Below are 15919 nucleotides of genomic sequence, written 5' to 3'. Positions count from 1 at the left end.
TGCTTTTTTTACAAAAAAATAAAAAGAGAGGAAAAAACCCTCTCTTTTTTCATCCAAATTAGCGATTCAATAATTTTTCTGCTTGAGCGACTACATTTTCAACCGTAAATCCATATTCTGCCATTACTTTTTCACCTGGTGCCGAAGCCCCGAAACGATCGATTCCGAGCACAGTTCCCTCATCACCAGTATATCTCTCCCATCCAAAGGAGGATCCCATTTCAATAGCTAGGCGTTTTTTTACTGATGAAGGAAGAACAGACTCTTTATAGTCCTGCGATTGTTTTTCAAAACGATCCCATGAAGGCATACTAATAACAGATGCTTGAATTCCTTTATCTGATAATGCTTGTTGGGCTTCCACTGCCAAACTCACTTCGGAGCCGCTTGCCAACAACAGCAGATCAACATCCTTCCCTTTTGCTTGAGAAACCACATACGCTCCTTTGTCTACGCCATCGGCAGCCCCTGTAATCGTTCCTGCTAATGTTGGGAGGTTCTGTCTTGTTAAGACTAAAGCAGTTGGCTGATGCTTTGTTTTTAACGCCGTACGCCAAGCGGCTGCTGTTTCATTGCCATCTGCCGGTCTAATCACAGAAAGTCCAGGCATCGCGCGTAAAGAAGCAAGCTGTTCGATTGGTTCATGGGTCGGCCCATCTTCCCCAACCGCAATACTATCATGTGTAAAGACATAGGTAACCGGCAATTCCATTAAGGCAGCAAGTCGGATAGCAGGACGTAAATAATCAGAGAACACGAAGAAGGTTCCGCCAAAGACGTTTAATCCACCATGTAGAACCATTCCATTCATGGCTGCGCCCATTCCGAATTCTCTTACACCAAACCATATGTTTCTTCCAGAATAGTCGTCTGCACTATAGTCTGCGGAACCAGAGATCATCGTGTTATTAGAACCTGCCAAGTCAGCTGCTCCACCAATCAGACTAGGATTATTTTTAGCAATCGCATTTAGAACTTCACTGCTTGCTACCCTTGTTGCCAAGCTTTTCCCTTCCTCATATACAGGAATCTCTTGATCCCAATTTTCAGGAAGCTTTCCAGCTATTGCTTGTTCAAATTGGCTAGCTAATTCTGGATGGGCTTCTTTATATTTCGCTAAAAGATTTTCCCACTCAGCTTCTTTCTCCTGTCCATTTTGAATAATTGTTTTTTCGAATAATTGATAGACTTCAGAAGGAACATAGAAATCTTCCTCATACGTCCATTTATAATATTCCTTCGTTAATTTCATTTCATCTTCACCTAATGGTTTACCGTGAACATCTGATTTCCCTGATTTATTCGGAGAGCCATAGCCAATGATGGTCTTCACTTCAATCAAGGTCGGTTTAGAGACCTCCGCTTTAGCCGCTTCCAGAGCATTAGCGATTTCTTCCATATTATTTCCATCTTCAACCCTTAAATATTGCCAGCCATATGCTTTAAATCGCTCCCCTACATTCTCAGAGAAAGACTTATCAAGCTCACCATCAAGAGTGATGTCATTGGAATCATATAGTAAGATCATTTTCCCTAATTTCAAATGTCCGGCAAGAGAGGCTGCTTCAGAGGATACACCTTCCATTAAATCGCCATCTCCACATAAGGCATATGTATAATGATCCACCACATTATAATCATCTTTATTATACGTAGCAGCTAAATGTTTCTCAGCCATCGCCATTCCAACAGCCATCGCGATCCCTTGCCCTAGTGGACCTGTAGTTGCTTCCACCCCAGGAGTATGGCCGAATTCTGGATGTCCAGGTGTTCTACTGCCCCATTGGCGAAAATTCTTGAGGTCTTCTATTTCTACCCCATAACCTGATAGATGTAATAAACTATAAAGCAACATCGAGCCATGGCCTGCTGATAAAACAAAGCGATCACGATTAAACCAAGCAGGATTTTTGGGATTATGATCCATAAACCGGGTCCATAGCGTATAGGCCATCGGAGCTGCCCCCATTGGTAAACCTGGATGTCCAGAATTAGCCTTTTCAATGGCATCAATGGACAATGTTCGGATTGTATTGACTGCTAATTGATCTTCTTTCGTAAACATATCTCAACTTCCTTTCCAACAATCTGTCTTTATTCTACCATATTTTGAAAAACTTGCATTAAATAGTAGTTAGAAAAGTCGAATAAATATCGAACGGAAACTAGTGTAGCTTCCTTCTTTCTTGGATCTTTTTTACTTTTTCAGGTGTAACATCTTCTCCTTCACGATCAAAAACGCGCACGTTTTCAATAGTTTTCCTCATTGATGAGCGAAATTGCTTTAAATATTCAGCACGAAGCGTAGATTGTTCTTTCGCTTCTTCATTCGTTAATCCTGTTGCTTTTGCTTTTTTGGCCAATTGATTGATTCTTTGTATTTTATCCTTTGGTAGCATAGGAAAACTCCTTTACATTCTGCCTAATTGGTATTATCCTACTAAAAAAAGGCACAGATCACAAATGATCTGCCCCCCTAATCAGCGGAATGCTGCGGCTTTGCTTCTGTTTCTAATTGTTCGATATATTCCTGATATCTCCTATGTACCGTTGCTTTCGAGATATCATAACCAAACCCTCTTAACGTTGCCGCTATTTCAGCAAAAGTCAATTTATTCTGCCTTAGCTTCACAATTTCCTCGATTGGAACTACCTTTCTCTCTCGACCATCGATATTTCCTCGATGCTTTAAATTATTTTCTGGACGATAACCTTTTTCAACAGCCCTTTTCATCCCTCTTTTTATTTTTAAATTATGTAAGGTTCGTTGATATTCCTCCACAATACTTAAAATATTGAGAACCATCGAATCTGCCTCAGATAGCTGGAGCTCCCCATTTTGTGATAGATTAAAAACTTTTACATTTTCTTTCATCAAGCAATGCAGTAAGGCAATTTTCGCATTTCCTCTTCCTAATCTCGTTTCATCTTGAATGAGCACAGCCTCAATATTTTCATATTTTATTCGCTCTAACAGGTTTAAAATACCTGACCTTTCTAAATCATAACCACTCGCTTGATCACAAATGACGGAATGTACTTCTAAATTCCATTTTTTTGCGGCAACAACTAATTCCTCTTGCTGACGTTGGAGTGAGGTTACCTGTGTGTCTTTTTCCGTGCTTACTCTGCAATAAATGACGGCTTTCACGATTAACACTCCTTATTTTTCTTCCATTGCAAATTTTACTTCAGAAGGTGAAGATTTTATATATTCACCTGGTATCACAATTTGGTCACCACTTTTAATAACCTGACCATACAGTTGATTTTCCTTTTCAATTAAATGGACAAACTTTGATGTAGGTATTCCGATGGCCTTTGCATATTGTTCAGAAATAGACCACAATGATTCTCCGTCCTGAACCGTAATGGTTATATTGGTTTGATCAGCAGTTGCATCATGATATAAAATATACATTCCCATAACAAAAATAATGGATATAAATACGATTATGAATGAAAACCTTCTCCACAAATAAGACATACTCTAGCACCCCTTTTAGAATATTTGTTCGTGTGTAAAAACATTATATAAGAACAAAAGTTTGTTGTCAACGATTTTTCGAACCTACGTTTGTTGACTTTGTGTTTTCATGTTATAATAAAAATTAGGTAATATTGGAAAGGGAGAGTGAATTAATTGGAAAAATTATCTAAGAGACAACAAGATATTTTGAATTTCATTAAAAGTGAAGTGAAAAGCAAAGGATATCCACCATCCGTTCGTGAAATTGGACATGCCGTTGGATTAGCATCAAGCTCTACTGTTCATGGGCATCTGGCTAGACTTGAAAAGAAAGGTTTAATTAGACGTGACCCGACTAAACCCAGAGCCATTGAAGTTTTACAGTTAGAGGAAGACAATATTCCTCGTCAGAAAACAATTAATGTTCCCATTGTAGGGAAAGTAACAGCCGGATTACCGATTTCGGCCATTGAAAATATTGAGGAATATTTTCCTCTTCCTGAACAATTGGTACCTGATGATGAGCAAGTATTTATGCTTGAAATCGTTGGCGAAAGCATGATTGAAGCAGGTATTTTAGATGGAGATTATGTGATTGTTCGACAACAGCAGACAGCAAGTAATAATGATATCGTTGTTGCAATGACAGCGGAAAATGAAGCAACTGTCAAAAGGTTTTTTAAAGAGAAAGACTATTTTCGCCTTCAACCGGAAAACTCAAGTATGGAACCAATCATTTTAAAAGATGTTTCTATTTTAGGGAAAGTGATTGGACTCTATCGAAACATCGTTCATTAAGCCCAAAAGCCTTAACTGGATCTAATAGTTAAGGCTTATTTAGATCCCGCACGATGCTGGTCAGAACGGCGTGGCGATTGACATCGCGCCTTTAGCCGTTAGGCCCGCACGATGCGGGTCAGAACGGCGTTGCGCCAGGACGGCGCGAACTTAGCCGTTCATCCCCTAAACAGGCGCCTTGCGCTTTTCTTACTTACTTGTTTCAACGGCTTCTCCCCAATAATAATCACTGATCACTTCTGCTAGTGCGTCGACTGTTCGGTTTAGTTCCTCGACGGTATTATCGATTCCGCCAATTTCCATGACGATTGATTTCTCAGCAAGATCCTGATTATAGATTCCATTACTTCCATTCGTTTTTGGCTTTTTAATAACTCCCCTTGAAACACCTTGGTACTTTTCCTTTAGAAGTTGGTGTAATTCATTGGCAAAGTCCAAATTTTTGTCGGAATGGGCATGACCCGTTCCAACGACAAACATTACTTTAGCATAAGATTTACCATCTATTTCAGTCGTCGTAGCATCTTTACGAGCCGCATCACGGTGAATATCAAAGACGAGGTCGATCCCCTTATTTTGATTCAGTGCTTCCACTGCCACTTCTCTTGAGGCCACATATGATTGGGAGTACTGCATATTTCTTTCGTTCAACAAAGCTTGAACATCCCTATTTTCAACTAATGTATTGATTCCCTTTTCCTTTAGTTTTTCGCTTAATCGTTTTCCTAACACCGTCACATTTTTTTCTCTATGGAAAGCCTCATTCGCCTCCTTCGCATTCGGAACCATAGAGAAAAAGGACTCATATGTATGAGTATGATAGATATAAACTTTGTAATCCTGCGTTAGATCTTCTTCTGTTTTTTCATTATCATCTTTTTCGCTCTTGTTTTTTTCTTCTTGTTTGTTGTCGTTCTCGTCTTCCCAGTAATTAAAGTCTTTAGGTGGTGGGGATTCAATAGGAAGATTTGTAAAATCCGTCCCCTCGCCTGCGATCAAAATTTGCGGCGTAACGGCTCGTAAGCCAGGAATTTCAGTAATTAAGAAAGTCTTCATATCCGTCAAATTTATATTGGTCATGAACTCTAATGCCACTTCTCCCAAGGAGCGTTCCTTTTGAGCAGATAAAACAGATGAAAGAGAATGATTTTCAAGACTCATAATGTATAAAAATGATTCTGTTTTTGAAAAATCATTTCCTAAAAATGATAAAAAGCTCACTTTAATACTAGAAAAGGCGATGGCAGAAGTGAGACAGAATATAGCGATGATGGTTAAGGAAGATTTTGCTGCAAATCGAAACATTGATTTCAGTCCTTTATAAAATTTGGCTTTACTAAACTTTATGAAAGAATTTGCTAGATTATGAGGAGATTTACAAGAGGATTTAGAAAAAAGAAAAAACCTTGAGAAATTCTATCTCAAGGTTTTTGTTTTAACTAGAGGGTATTAAATTTGACCATTAACCTGTATTCACTAATCCAGCAGCAACTCCATTAATCGTTAACAGCACCTCCGTTACTAAATCTTCTGAAGGTTGATCCGTTTCTCTTAATTTGCAAATCAAATAGACTTGGAAGAAGTTTAATGGGTCTACATAAGGATTTCTTCTGTATACAGATTCTTGGATATTCGGAGTATGATCGAGCAACTCCTTATTTCCAGAAATTTTTAATAATACTCTTTTTGTACGCTGATACTCATCGTAAATATTACTATAAATTCTTTCTGCAATTTCGGGAGATTGTACCAGTGTCAAATACTGTTTAGCTGTAGCCATATCTGCTTTCATGAGGGCCATTTGCAAATTGTTAATCGTCGCTCGAAAGAATGGCCATTTTTTATACATCGTTTGCAATATTTCCAAATGACGATCATCCTGGTTTAGATATGTTTCCAATCCCGTACCTGCCGCATACCATGCAGGCAACATGTGCCGTGATTGTGTCCAAGCAAACACCCAAGGAATGGCGCGCAGATCCTCAAATTTTTGGCTGTTTTTTCTGCTCATCGGACGTGAGCCAATATTGAGTGCACCTATTTCATTAAGTGGTGTCGCTTGATTAAAATAAGTAAGAAAGTCAGGATCACCAAAAACCAATGATTGATATTTCGTCAATGAATAGCTTGAAATTTCTTCCATCGCCACTTCCCATTCTTTTTCCCGAAAATAATCAACCTCAGATTCACTTGAAACACCTACACATGCATCAAGCAAAGCGGAAGCGGCCTGTTCTAAATTTCTAAATGCAATTTCTTTCATTAAATATCTGGATGACAGTACTTCTCCCTGTTCTGTTATTTTTACGCCATCCCCTAATGTTTCCACTGGCTGGGAGAGAATACTTGTATTTAATGATCCTCCTCCACGCCCTAATGAACCACCGCGGCCGTGGAAAAACTTCAGACGAACGTCGAATTCTTTTGCCATATTATGAATTTCCAGCTGTGCCTTAAAGAGCTTCCAATTGGCAGTTAAAGTACCACCATCTTTACTTCCGTCAGAGTAACCTAACATGATTTCTTGATGATTATTGTGTTCTTTTAGGTGATTGCGATATACATCCAATTCAAATAAAGTCTTCATAATTTTCGGACCTGCAATTAAATCATCAATGGTTTCCAATAAAGGGGCTACATTGATATCAGATTCAATCTTACCATCGGCATAAAGACGATAGATGCCCGCTTCTTTCGCAAGTAATAGTACTTCAAGCAAATCACTTGCAGATTGGGTCATACTAATCAAATAAACTTCGATGGAACGTTTTCCAAACTCTTTATGAGCTTTTCTTATTAATTGAAATACCTTTAGAATAGCACGAGTTTCTTTGGAATAATCCTCTTCAAACAGCAGTAACGGTCGTGGATCTTTGAGAACCCTCACTAATATATTCATTTTTTCCGCTTCACTTAGCTCCGAATAATTCTCAGTAATATTCACAGCCTTCAGAATTTCATTTACGGCTAATTCATGCTCTCCACTGTGATTACGAATATCCAATGTAGCTAAATGAAATCCAAATAATTCCACTTGCCTAATTAATGTACGAATCGATTTAAGAGTTTTATCCAAGGGCTGGTGACTTTCCGCACTATTTAGAATTAAAATTAAATCCTGTACAAGTTCCTCTGAAGCTTTATAACCAAGTTCAGATTTACCAACCTCATGAAGTCTTTTTAAAATAATGGCGAATTTTCTCCGGTACACTTCTGATGTAACGGGCCATTTTTCTTCCTCATTCAAATAAACCGGTTCTTCTTCGTTAATAGAGTGTATAAGATCCTGACTAACTGTAATTCGAGTGGTAGATTGACTAAATCTTTTCATAAGATTAATAATGGCTTCATTATATTTCTTTATAACCAATTCTCTTTGCATTTCAAGTGTACGCCATGTAATCTCCGGTGTAACATTTGGGTTCCCATCTCTATCTCCACCTATCCAAGATCCAAAATGAAGAAAGTTAGGCACTTTCCAATCAAATCCAGCTATTTGATTTTTTAATTGTAATTCTAGTTCTTCATGTACGGCAGGAAGAATATCGAATAGAGTTTGGTCAAAATAATAAAGACCATTGCGAACCTCATCTAATACCCTTGGCTTCCGGTGCCGTAATTCATCTGTTTGCCATAGAGTGGTAACTTCATTGTAAAGATTTTCTTCTAAATTTTCTCTTTCTATTTCCGATATTCCCGGACTATTTAGTTTTTGTAAAATGATCGAAATTCTTTTTTGGATTTCCAATACAGTCCGTTTTGTTGCTTCTGTCGGATGGGCCGTAATAATCAATTCAATCGATAATTCATTAATAACGTTTTGTAAAGCTTCATTGGGGATTTTATATTCTTTTATTTTTGATACCGTTCTTTCAATAGAAAAGGGTTGTGCCTCATGCTCTTTTAATTGATACTCTTTTTTTCTGCGGATCCGATGGTTTTGTTCAGCAATATTAATTAGGTGAAAATAAATTGAAAAAGCTCTTATGACATTTTGGCGCATAGGTGGTTCAAGCTGTTGGATTTTTTCTTTTAATTGGTGATAAATATCGGAATCAAATTCTTGGCGTAACTTCTTGGTCATTTCCCTGATAGACTCAACTTCATTTAGTAAATCAACGCCACCGTGATGAACAAGAATTTCTCCTAAAATATTTCCTAGTTTTTTCACATCGCTGCGAAGTTGTACGTTTCGATCAACTGTCCCGTTCATAAAATCATCCTCCTTTAACGCAAATACATCCTTTGCTCCGATTATTGACCAAATGATTTATTCATTGAACTTAACTCTAAACCAGTTTCAGCAAGCTTTTGTACACTATTAAGATAAACAAAGACAGTTTACCTCCCAACGGGTATAAACTGTCCTTTGCCGATAGAATATGTACCACCTGAAAGTACGTTTTATTCTAACACAAGTGAAAATCAGTGGCAAATATTTAGGGGAATTGGCGATTTTGTTTCTTTCATTAAAATGGTTCTTTACTTCAACAAAGAAGGGAGCCATCTCCTTCTTAAAGAATGCTCCCCTAGTAACATACTTGACTCACTTTATAAATCTATTGAGCTTTGCATGGATAAACTCGCCTTCCGGATTTATATGTTTCGATTATTCGGATGTTTTTTTCTTTCAGTTTAAATAAAACTAAATCTGCCGGTGCACCTTTCACTAACCCATTTTTAGTCGCTAGTTGAATGAGAGCGGCAGGTCGAGACGAAGCCATTTCCCAAGCCTCAGATAAATCGGCTATTTGATTGTTCACGAGATGAGTGATTCCGTGTTTGAGCATTTGCACAGAACCAGCGAGAAGTTCTGGATTTTTCTTTAAATGAAGTTTCCCTTCAGCCGTTAAAATAACGTCTCCACCAATATGAGTACGATATTCTCCAGGGTCAAGGCCACTCAAATCGACAGCGTCACTCACTAATATTGTTTTAGTACCTTTCGCTTTCATCGCTACCTTTAAAAATGAAAGGGGAAGATGAAAACCATCAGCAATCAAACAGGCCCAAAGATGGTCATTAGCCAATTGCTCCCAAAGATAGTTAGGATGGCGGGGCAATAACAGATGGGCTCCATTACCTAAATGTGTTGACATTCTCGCCCCAGCTTTTACTGCGGCCCTGATTTGCTCATTCGTTGCCGCTGTATGCCCAATCGAAACGAGCACATCATTTTTACTACACTTCTCGATAAAGGCAATAGCTCCTTCCCATTCAGGAGATAGGGTTAGGATTTTGATGCGCCCCTTTGCTATCTTCTGCCATTTTTTTAAAAGAGACCAGTCAGGCGCTTTGATAAATTTTTCGTTATGTGCACCTCTAGGGCCATCTTCTGGAGAGATAAATGGCCCCTCCATATGGATTCCGCCAATGGTTGAGTCTGTTAACCGATCTTTTTCACAAGCTTTTATAATCGTTTGAATGGCCTGTTCAATCGAGTCGTCACAATTTGTAATAAGGGTAGGAAAATAAGTAGTGACCCCTTCCTCCCAAAGAGCCCTTGTGACTTGGATGACCGAGTCAGCCGAAAAGGGCAAAGTATTAAAATCAAAGCCTTTATACCCATTAATTTGCAAATCGATAAGTCCAGGTGCTAGGATAGGCAACGAATCCAACTGCATATCCGGTATGGCTTGAATATCAGTAATCATCCCATTTTCCATATATACATGAATGGGGCTATTTGTTTTATAATCTATTCCTTCTAGACGAGATACCACGTTAAACATCCTCACCATAGGCTGCTTGATCTAAATAGAGAACGCAACCCGGATGATTACGCAGAATAGTAGCTGGCACAGTAGATGAAATAGAATCGTTTAATGCCTTTTGAACCGCATTCTTCTTAGTAGGGCCTGGAACGATACAATAAAGATGATGACCAGACATTAATGTAGGGATGGTTAAAGTTAATGCGTGTGTCGGCACGTCTGATAATCTTTCAAAGCAACCATCATTGACTTGTTGTTGACGACTTAAAGGATCTAGTTCCACGATTTTTACGATATTAGGATCTTGAAAATTGGCTACAGGTGGATCATTAAAAGCAAGATGGCCATTTTCTCCGATCCCAAGACAAATGATATCAATCGGAGCTTTCTGCAATAACTTACTATATCTTCTTCCCTCTTCAATCGGATCCTTTAATCCATCTATAAAATGAACTTCGCCTGGTTTCACAGCATCAAATAAATGATCTCGAAGAAATTGCCCAAAACTTTGTGGCGTTGCCTGTGATAGATTGATATATTCATCCATATGAAAGGCTGTCACTCGCTTCCAATCCACATCCGCTTTTTTCAAAGCTTCCAAAAATTCACTTTGCGATGGAGCAGAAGCAAAAATCATGCGAATTTTTTCCTTTATTTTAAGTAATTCTTTCATTCTTGCTATCACATCCAAACTAGCTGCTTGGCCCATTTGTAATCGATTACTATATACTTGTACGCTCAATTGATCCGCCTTAAATCTCCTTAAAGGTGTAAAACGTTTCTCCACGCTTTAGCCCCCTTCTTAGTATTGTTTTCTATGCTCGCAAAATACTCCGCAATCCCTTTAAAGTCATTTCACTTCCTTGTTTTGCGGTTCCCCCTTCAGGAATATAATGCGTTTCGATCGTAAACAGACCTTTATACCCATCATCCACTAATGCCTGTAGTTGTTCAGCATAAGCCACTTCTCCTTGACCGATCGGAACGCATTGAGGATATCCGTTTTTGTTAATGAAGGCGTCCTTCAAATGAATATGACCAATTAAATCCTTTACTTCTTCATATCCTTCAGGGTATGCAGCGCGTCCTCCATAAGCTTCATTCCCCGGATCCCATAATACCCTAAGATGTGGTGAGTCTACCATTCTTACGAAATGAGCTATCTCGTTAGCGTACCCGCCATTACATGTTCCCTCGTTTTCTAAGAGCAAGATGATATCAGTCTGTTCTGCTATTTGCGAAGCTTTTTTTAAATGATTGGCAATCTCACTTATATAGCGTTCGGGATGTTGTTCACGCCAAAAAGAAAATACTCGGATTTTATCCGTATTTAATTTTTCGGCGATCTCAATCATCCGCTCCAGCTTTTGAAAATGCTGTTCCACACTTTCCTCTTTTTGTCCGAATGTATCTCCAGTGGTTACAGGTCTTTCCGGGTCCAAGGGACATTTGAACACAGGTGAAGAAATCCCTGACACAAATAAGTCTCGCTTTTCAATTTCGTATAGAACTCTGTCCAATACTTCATCGGGAGCATCAGCTATGTTTTGACCATCAAAGCTCCGAAGTTCGACATGTTTTAAATTATTTTCCTTGACCCAATCCAACGCTTCGATTAAGTCTTGTGATACCTCATCTGTTAAAATTCCCAAACGCTCTAATAACAAGAAAGACATCCTCCTTTGTGAAAAAATTACATGGCTACGGGAGATCCAGTTGAACGACTTTCATTTGCGGCCTCTAAGAATCGAATGATTTCCACCGTTTCTGCTTCGTCAATCGGAGAAAGACCTGTATGGAAAAAAGCAATTATTTCTTCTAATAAACAGGCATAATAAGGTTTTTGATCCAAGCTCACATCAACGAATTCTGATCCTTTCTCCTTATGGATTAGAGCTCCGAATGCCGTGTTACCTTTTCGATTTCCTCGCAAACTGCCAATCCGTCCATCTTTCCATTCTCCGACTATGACATCATGGTCAGCACTTTTGATAACGGTTACCGTTTTACAACCAGTACCTAAACTGCGAAAAAGCATTTCAGCCGTATGAATTCCGTACCAAAATAAATCATGAGTTGGCTCAAGCGCTAAAGGCCCTGAACAATCCACCCCAATGATTTCGCCCTTTTCGTGCTGTGACAAAGATTCGGAAAATCCTTCAGCAAAGCGCAAGGAAGAACAACTCATCACTTTCGTTGGGTATTGCTTAGCAAGTTGAAAAATTTCTTTTGCTTCTTTCGTTGTTGTAGTAAGTGGTTTATCAACAAACACGGGTTTTCCATATGGAGCAACTGTTTCGAACTGCTCAAGATGCACTCGCCCATCCACAGATTCTAATAAAATGGCATCACATTCTTCTGCTACCTCTTCAGGAGACTGGACCATTTTTATTCCATATTGCTCCGAAAGTTCCTTTGTATAACCATCTACCCGAGTATGACTAAGTTCCATGTCTGAACCTCCAGGAAAAGCTAAAATCACTTTCCCGCCTGGAACATGAAAAGGGGCATCTTCATTATTTAAAAGTTTCGTAAAAGCAAGAACATGAGACGTATCAAGTCCAATCAAGCCTATTTTAAGCTTGCTCATTTTCCTTCTCTCCTTTAAGAAATAATCAGTGATTTATTTTTATTTCTTTGCCTGTTTTGACAGATTCATAGATCGCAAGGATGACATCAACGGCTTTTCGTGCCTCTTCTCCTGAAACAAGTGGTTCACGGTTTTCACGCACGGCCTTGATCATATCATCGACAAATAGGTAATGACCCTTATCTTCTTTCTCCGTTTGTGGGATTGGCTCATCACTTTCGAGAAACTTCCATTGTTTAATTCCACTATCTCCAAAAATAATCGACCCTTTTTCCCCGTGAATTTCAAATCTTGTTTCCTGTCCAGGATATACGGAAGTTGTTCCTTGAATGACCCCAAATGCATCATTCTTATATTTGACAACGACAACAGCTGTATCCTCGACCTCAATATCACGGACTAATGGGGCGGCATAGGCGAAAACCGATTCTATATCCCCAACCATCCATTGGATTAAGTCAATTCCATGAACTCCTTGATTCATTAGAGCACCACCGCCGTCTAACTCCCAGGTTCCCCTCCAACCAGCACTCTGAAAATATTCAGGACTACGATAATATTTTAAATAAGCATCCCCGAGAACTAATTTTCCTAATTTTCCTTCCTGAATGGCTTGTCGAGTAAGGATGGCTGAACTCAGTGTTCTTCTTTGATAAACACACCCCAATTTCACATTATGATTCCTACAGGTTTCAATCATTTGAGCCATTTTATCTCGACGAATATCCAATGGTTTTTCACATAATACATGAATACCAGCTTCAGCAGCCGAAATCGCAACATCTGCGTGTAAACCACTCGGTACACAAATGGACGCAATATCGATATCTTCCTTTTCGAACATCTCTTTATGATTAGAGTAAGCGCTTGCCTTCGGGGCAAATTCACGCACCCATTCTTCAGCTTTCTGAAGATCAATATCACAAATAGCCACTAATTCAGCTTCCGGATGATCACTGATTGCCTGAACGTGAAGCTTCGAAATTACTCCTGTACCAACGATTGCACATCTCATTTTTTTCATTATGGTCACCTCAGAAAGATATTGTCAAAATGCAAAATAATTTATAACTAAAAGATAGAATTGATTACAATATACCATCATTCAAACTGAAATCTTCTGCACAAAGTTTACTGAACAGATTTTCTTTCAATAATTCTTGGCTGTAACATGATATCGACATGTTCAGTAGATTCTCCATTCAACTGATCCAAAAGAAGATTACATGCCATTCTCCCCATTTCATAATCAGGTTGCTGGATAGTCGTCAAAGGAGGTGTTACCATTTCTGCGAATTCAATATTGTCAAAACCCATGACAGAAATTTGTTCAGGTACTTTTATTTCTTGAGCAGCTAGCTCATTCATTACACCAAATGCCGTCATATCATTACAGCAAAAAATCGCGGTCGGTAATTCATCCTTTTTCAAAAGTTTCCGAGTCATTTCAATTCCATTATGAAACTCATAATTCCTTTCAGAAACTTCCTCCTCTCTAGACGCAATTTGAACCAAATCTTTATTTACTGAGATGTTAAATTGCTTATGTCCATCTAAATAACCTTTATACGTATCTTTGCGGCTAGGCCTGCTTAATGGTGAACTAATGAAGGCAATTTTTTTATGGCCTTTCTTCCATAAATATTCTATTGCCATAAGACCAGCCCTACGAAAATCAAAATGTATTTGACTGCTATTAAACCCATCAATCGTTTGGTCAAAGGCAACCATACTTAACCCTTTCTCCACTAGTTCCTTTAATAATTTATGATTTTGCGAGATGGAAGAAACAATTAACCCCTTTACTTGTTTTTCAAAAAGGGTTTTCAAATACTTTTTTTCAAGTTCTGGACTGCGGTGAGAATTACATAACAAAAGATGATATCCCCGGCTCTGCGCAATATCTTCAATCCCAAGGACAAGTGATGAATAAAACGGATTTGTAATGGAAGGAATAATCACGCCTATCGTCATGCTGTTATTCGTTTTTAATTGTCTTCCAAGCATATTAGGGACGTAATTCAACTCTTTGGCTACCTTTACGATTTTTTGTCGCAATTCATGGCTTACCGGGTAGTTACTATTACTTAATACTCGTGATACTGTTGCTGTAGAGGTATTGGCTTTTTTGGCAATGTCATAAATGGTGGTATGCTTTTTCATTTCTTTCTTCACCTTTATCTATATTTATCTCTTTCAATAGAAATCGATTACTACAAAATTTAGCATAAAAGAGATAATGAATCAAGTGCCCAAGCTGAATCACAGGAGTAAACAGAACTCCCCCACCTCTAAGTTTACGCCCAATAATTTAGAGTGAGTAGCAAATCCATTCCCCGCTCTAAAGCTTCATGCCAACTGATTTAATTGATCCTTCTTCACTTCTCCAGCCATCTTTTCCCCGGATAAATAGCGGTGAATATCATTCACAACATATTCACCTAGTCTTTGCAAACCATTCGTAACAGCTCCTGCAATATGGGGAGTTAGAACCACATTTGGGAGCGCCCTGAAAGGGTGATCCAATGGGGGGGTTCAATCTTTGTCACATCTAAACAAGCAAACAATCTCCCTTTATTTAATTCTGCTATTAGAGCTTCTTCATCGATTATAGAACCCCTTGCTGTATTAATTAAAATTGCTTCATCTTTCATCCATTGCAAGCTGTCATGATTAAGCAAATGATTCGTTTCTGGGATTGAGGGAGCATGAATCGAAACAACATCTGATTGACTCAATAATTCCTTTAATTCGACCTTTTGGGCACCAAATGAACTTACTTCTTTTTCAGTAACTGTAGGATCATTCAATAATATTTTGACATCAAAATTTTTCAAAAGTCGAATAAAATGACGACCTGCCCTGCCAGCACCAATCACCCCTACTGTCAGACCATAGACTTCTCTAATTTCATTTTTTCCTTTGCTCCATTCTCCCTCACGAGTGTTTTTCGCTAACTGCCATATATTTTTAAGGGATACGATCATAAGACCTAAAGCCGTTTCGGCTACTCCTTTTCCAAGTGCATCGGCTGCACTGCTGACACGAATACCCCTTTCCCATAATTGCGGTGAAACAATGCTTTTCACCGTTCCTGCTGCATGTAATACGACCTTCAATCGTGGAGCGGAGTCAAGTAAGTACGAATCAATTTTTGGACATCCCCAAGATGTAATCGCTATTTCAGCATTTTGTAATAGTTTGCGTACAGATTCCTTTTGCACCTTGTCTTGATCTTGATTGATATGGACTTCCCCGATTTGTTCCAACGATTCTAATTGCTTATCATTAAAAACTCGTTTCGTCGTCGGAAGACTTTGTAACAATACAATTTTACTCATATGCAAA

At 38.7% G+C, this 15919-nt stretch carries 15 protein-coding genes; 1 reads left to right on the top strand and 14 read right to left on the bottom strand.

The genetic code is table 11. From position 1 onward, the window contains the following. Window positions 1–58 precede the first annotated feature (58 nt). From tkt to yneA, 4 genes are all read right to left on the bottom strand, one after another. Complete coding sequence (gene tkt / locus MUB24_RS10070; protein ID WP_244703646.1) at window positions 59–2065, bottom strand: transketolase; 2007 nt, start codon at window positions 2063–2065, stop codon at window positions 59–61. Between the two features lie 100 nt (window positions 2066–2165). After that, window positions 2166–2399, bottom strand: coding sequence for a DUF896 domain-containing protein (locus MUB24_RS10065; protein ID WP_244703645.1), 234 nt, complete (start codon window positions 2397–2399; stop codon window positions 2166–2168). Window positions 2400–2476: 77 nt separating this feature from the next. After that, the gene (locus MUB24_RS10060; protein WP_244703644.1) at window positions 2477–3151 is read right to left on the bottom strand and encodes a YneB family resolvase-like protein; all 675 of its coding nucleotides are present in this window, start codon (window positions 3149–3151) and stop codon (window positions 2477–2479) included. Between the two features lie 12 nt (window positions 3152–3163). Then, window positions 3164–3487: a cell division suppressor protein YneA gene (gene yneA / locus MUB24_RS10055; RefSeq protein WP_244703643.1), complete on the bottom strand. Its 324-nt coding sequence runs from the start codon at window positions 3485–3487 to the stop codon at window positions 3164–3166. A 156-nt stretch (window positions 3488–3643) separates the two neighbouring features. Here yneA and lexA point away from each other — a divergent pair, with 156 nt between their 5' ends. Beyond that, window positions 3644–4267 carry a transcriptional repressor LexA gene (lexA, locus tag MUB24_RS10050; RefSeq protein ID WP_244703641.1) on the top strand — a complete coding sequence of 208 codons (624 nt, stop codon included), beginning with the start codon at window positions 3644–3646 and terminating at the stop codon, window positions 4265–4267. A gap of 189 nt (window positions 4268–4456) precedes the next feature. Here the strand turns inward: lexA and spoIIP are convergent, their stop codons facing one another. The 10 genes from spoIIP to MUB24_RS10000 all read right to left on the bottom strand — a co-directional run bounded on the left by spoIIP (window position 4457) and on the right by MUB24_RS10000 (window position 15912). Next, a complete protein-coding gene (spoIIP, locus tag MUB24_RS10045) occupies window positions 4457–5572 on the bottom strand; it encodes a stage II sporulation protein P (RefSeq protein ID WP_244703638.1) in 1116 nt (371 codons plus the stop codon). Between the two features lie 157 nt (window positions 5573–5729). Next, window positions 5730–8480, bottom strand: a complete 2751-nt coding sequence (gene ppc / locus MUB24_RS10040) for a phosphoenolpyruvate carboxylase (RefSeq protein WP_244703636.1) — start codon at window positions 8478–8480, stop codon at window positions 5730–5732. 346 nt (window positions 8481–8826) lie between these two features. Further along, entirely contained in the window at window positions 8827–9990 is a 1164-nt protein-coding gene (nagA, locus tag MUB24_RS10035; RefSeq protein WP_244703633.1) for an N-acetylglucosamine-6-phosphate deacetylase, read from the bottom strand. 1 nt (window position 9991) lies between these two features. Next, on the bottom strand, window positions 9992–10768 hold the full coding sequence (locus MUB24_RS10030) for a glucosamine-6-phosphate deaminase (protein ID WP_244703631.1): 777 nt from the start codon (window positions 10766–10768) through the stop codon (window positions 9992–9994). 28 nt (window positions 10769–10796) lie between these two features. Then, window positions 10797–11648 (bottom strand): sugar phosphate isomerase/epimerase family protein, encoded by an 852-nt coding sequence (locus tag MUB24_RS10025; protein WP_244703627.1) that lies wholly within the window; start codon window positions 11646–11648, stop codon window positions 10797–10799. 26 nt (window positions 11649–11674) lie between these two features. Beyond that, on the bottom strand, window positions 11675–12571 hold the full coding sequence (locus tag MUB24_RS10020) for a Gfo/Idh/MocA family protein (protein WP_244703625.1): 897 nt from the start codon (window positions 12569–12571) through the stop codon (window positions 11675–11677). Window positions 12572–12596: 25 nt separating this feature from the next. Further along, entirely contained in the window at window positions 12597–13595 is a 999-nt protein-coding gene (locus tag MUB24_RS10015; protein WP_244703623.1) for a Gfo/Idh/MocA family protein, read from the bottom strand. Between the two features lie 107 nt (window positions 13596–13702). Next, entirely contained in the window at window positions 13703–14734 is a 1032-nt protein-coding gene (locus tag MUB24_RS10010; RefSeq protein WP_244703622.1) for a LacI family DNA-binding transcriptional regulator, read from the bottom strand. A 186-nt stretch (window positions 14735–14920) separates the two neighbouring features. Next, window positions 14921–15067, bottom strand: a complete 147-nt coding sequence (locus MUB24_RS10005; RefSeq protein WP_244703620.1) for a hypothetical protein — start codon at window positions 15065–15067, stop codon at window positions 14921–14923. Further along, on the bottom strand, window positions 15058–15912 hold the full coding sequence (locus MUB24_RS10000) for a hydroxyacid dehydrogenase (protein ID WP_244703618.1): 855 nt from the start codon (window positions 15910–15912) through the stop codon (window positions 15058–15060). The genes MUB24_RS10005 and MUB24_RS10000 overlap by 10 nt, the downstream gene beginning before the upstream one ends. Window positions 15913–15919: the final 7 nt, after the last annotated feature.

This window comes from Lederbergia sp. NSJ-179 (assembly GCF_022867885.1).
Lineage (GTDB): Bacteria > Bacillota > Bacilli > Bacillales > Bacillaceae_C > Lederbergia.
Note: the sequence above shows the minus strand (reverse complement) of the source record. Positions and strands in the feature narration are given on the sequence as shown.

What these genes read in the sequence shown, in the direction of transcription:
- tkt (WP_244703646.1), bottom strand. Translation starts at nt 2,065, where the DNA reads ATGTTTACGAAAGAAGATCAATTAGCAGTCAATACAATCCGAACATTG.
- MUB24_RS10065 (WP_244703645.1), bottom strand. Translation starts at nt 2,399, where the DNA reads ATGCTACCAAAGGATAAAATACAAAGAATCAATCAATTGGCCAAAAAA.
- yneA (WP_244703643.1), bottom strand. Translation starts at nt 3,487, where the DNA reads ATGTCTTATTTGTGGAGAAGGTTTTCATTCATAATCGTATTTATATCC.
- spoIIP (WP_244703638.1), bottom strand. Translation starts at nt 5,572, where the DNA reads ATGTTTCGATTTGCAGCAAAATCTTCCTTAACCATCATCGCTATATTC.
- ppc (WP_244703636.1), bottom strand. Translation starts at nt 8,480, where the DNA reads ATGAACGGGACAGTTGATCGAAACGTACAACTTCGCAGCGATGTGAAA.
- MUB24_RS10020 (WP_244703625.1), bottom strand. Translation starts at nt 12,571, where the DNA reads ATGAGCAAGCTTAAAATAGGCTTGATTGGACTTGATACGTCTCATGTT.
- MUB24_RS10015 (WP_244703623.1), bottom strand. Translation starts at nt 13,595, where the DNA reads ATGAAAAAAATGAGATGTGCAATCGTTGGTACAGGAGTAATTTCGAAG.
- MUB24_RS10010 (WP_244703622.1), bottom strand. Translation starts at nt 14,734, where the DNA reads ATGAAAAAGCATACCACCATTTATGACATTGCCAAAAAAGCCAATACC.
- MUB24_RS10000 (WP_244703618.1), bottom strand. Translation starts at nt 15,912, where the DNA reads ATGAGTAAAATTGTATTGTTACAAAGTCTTCCGACGACGAAACGAGTT.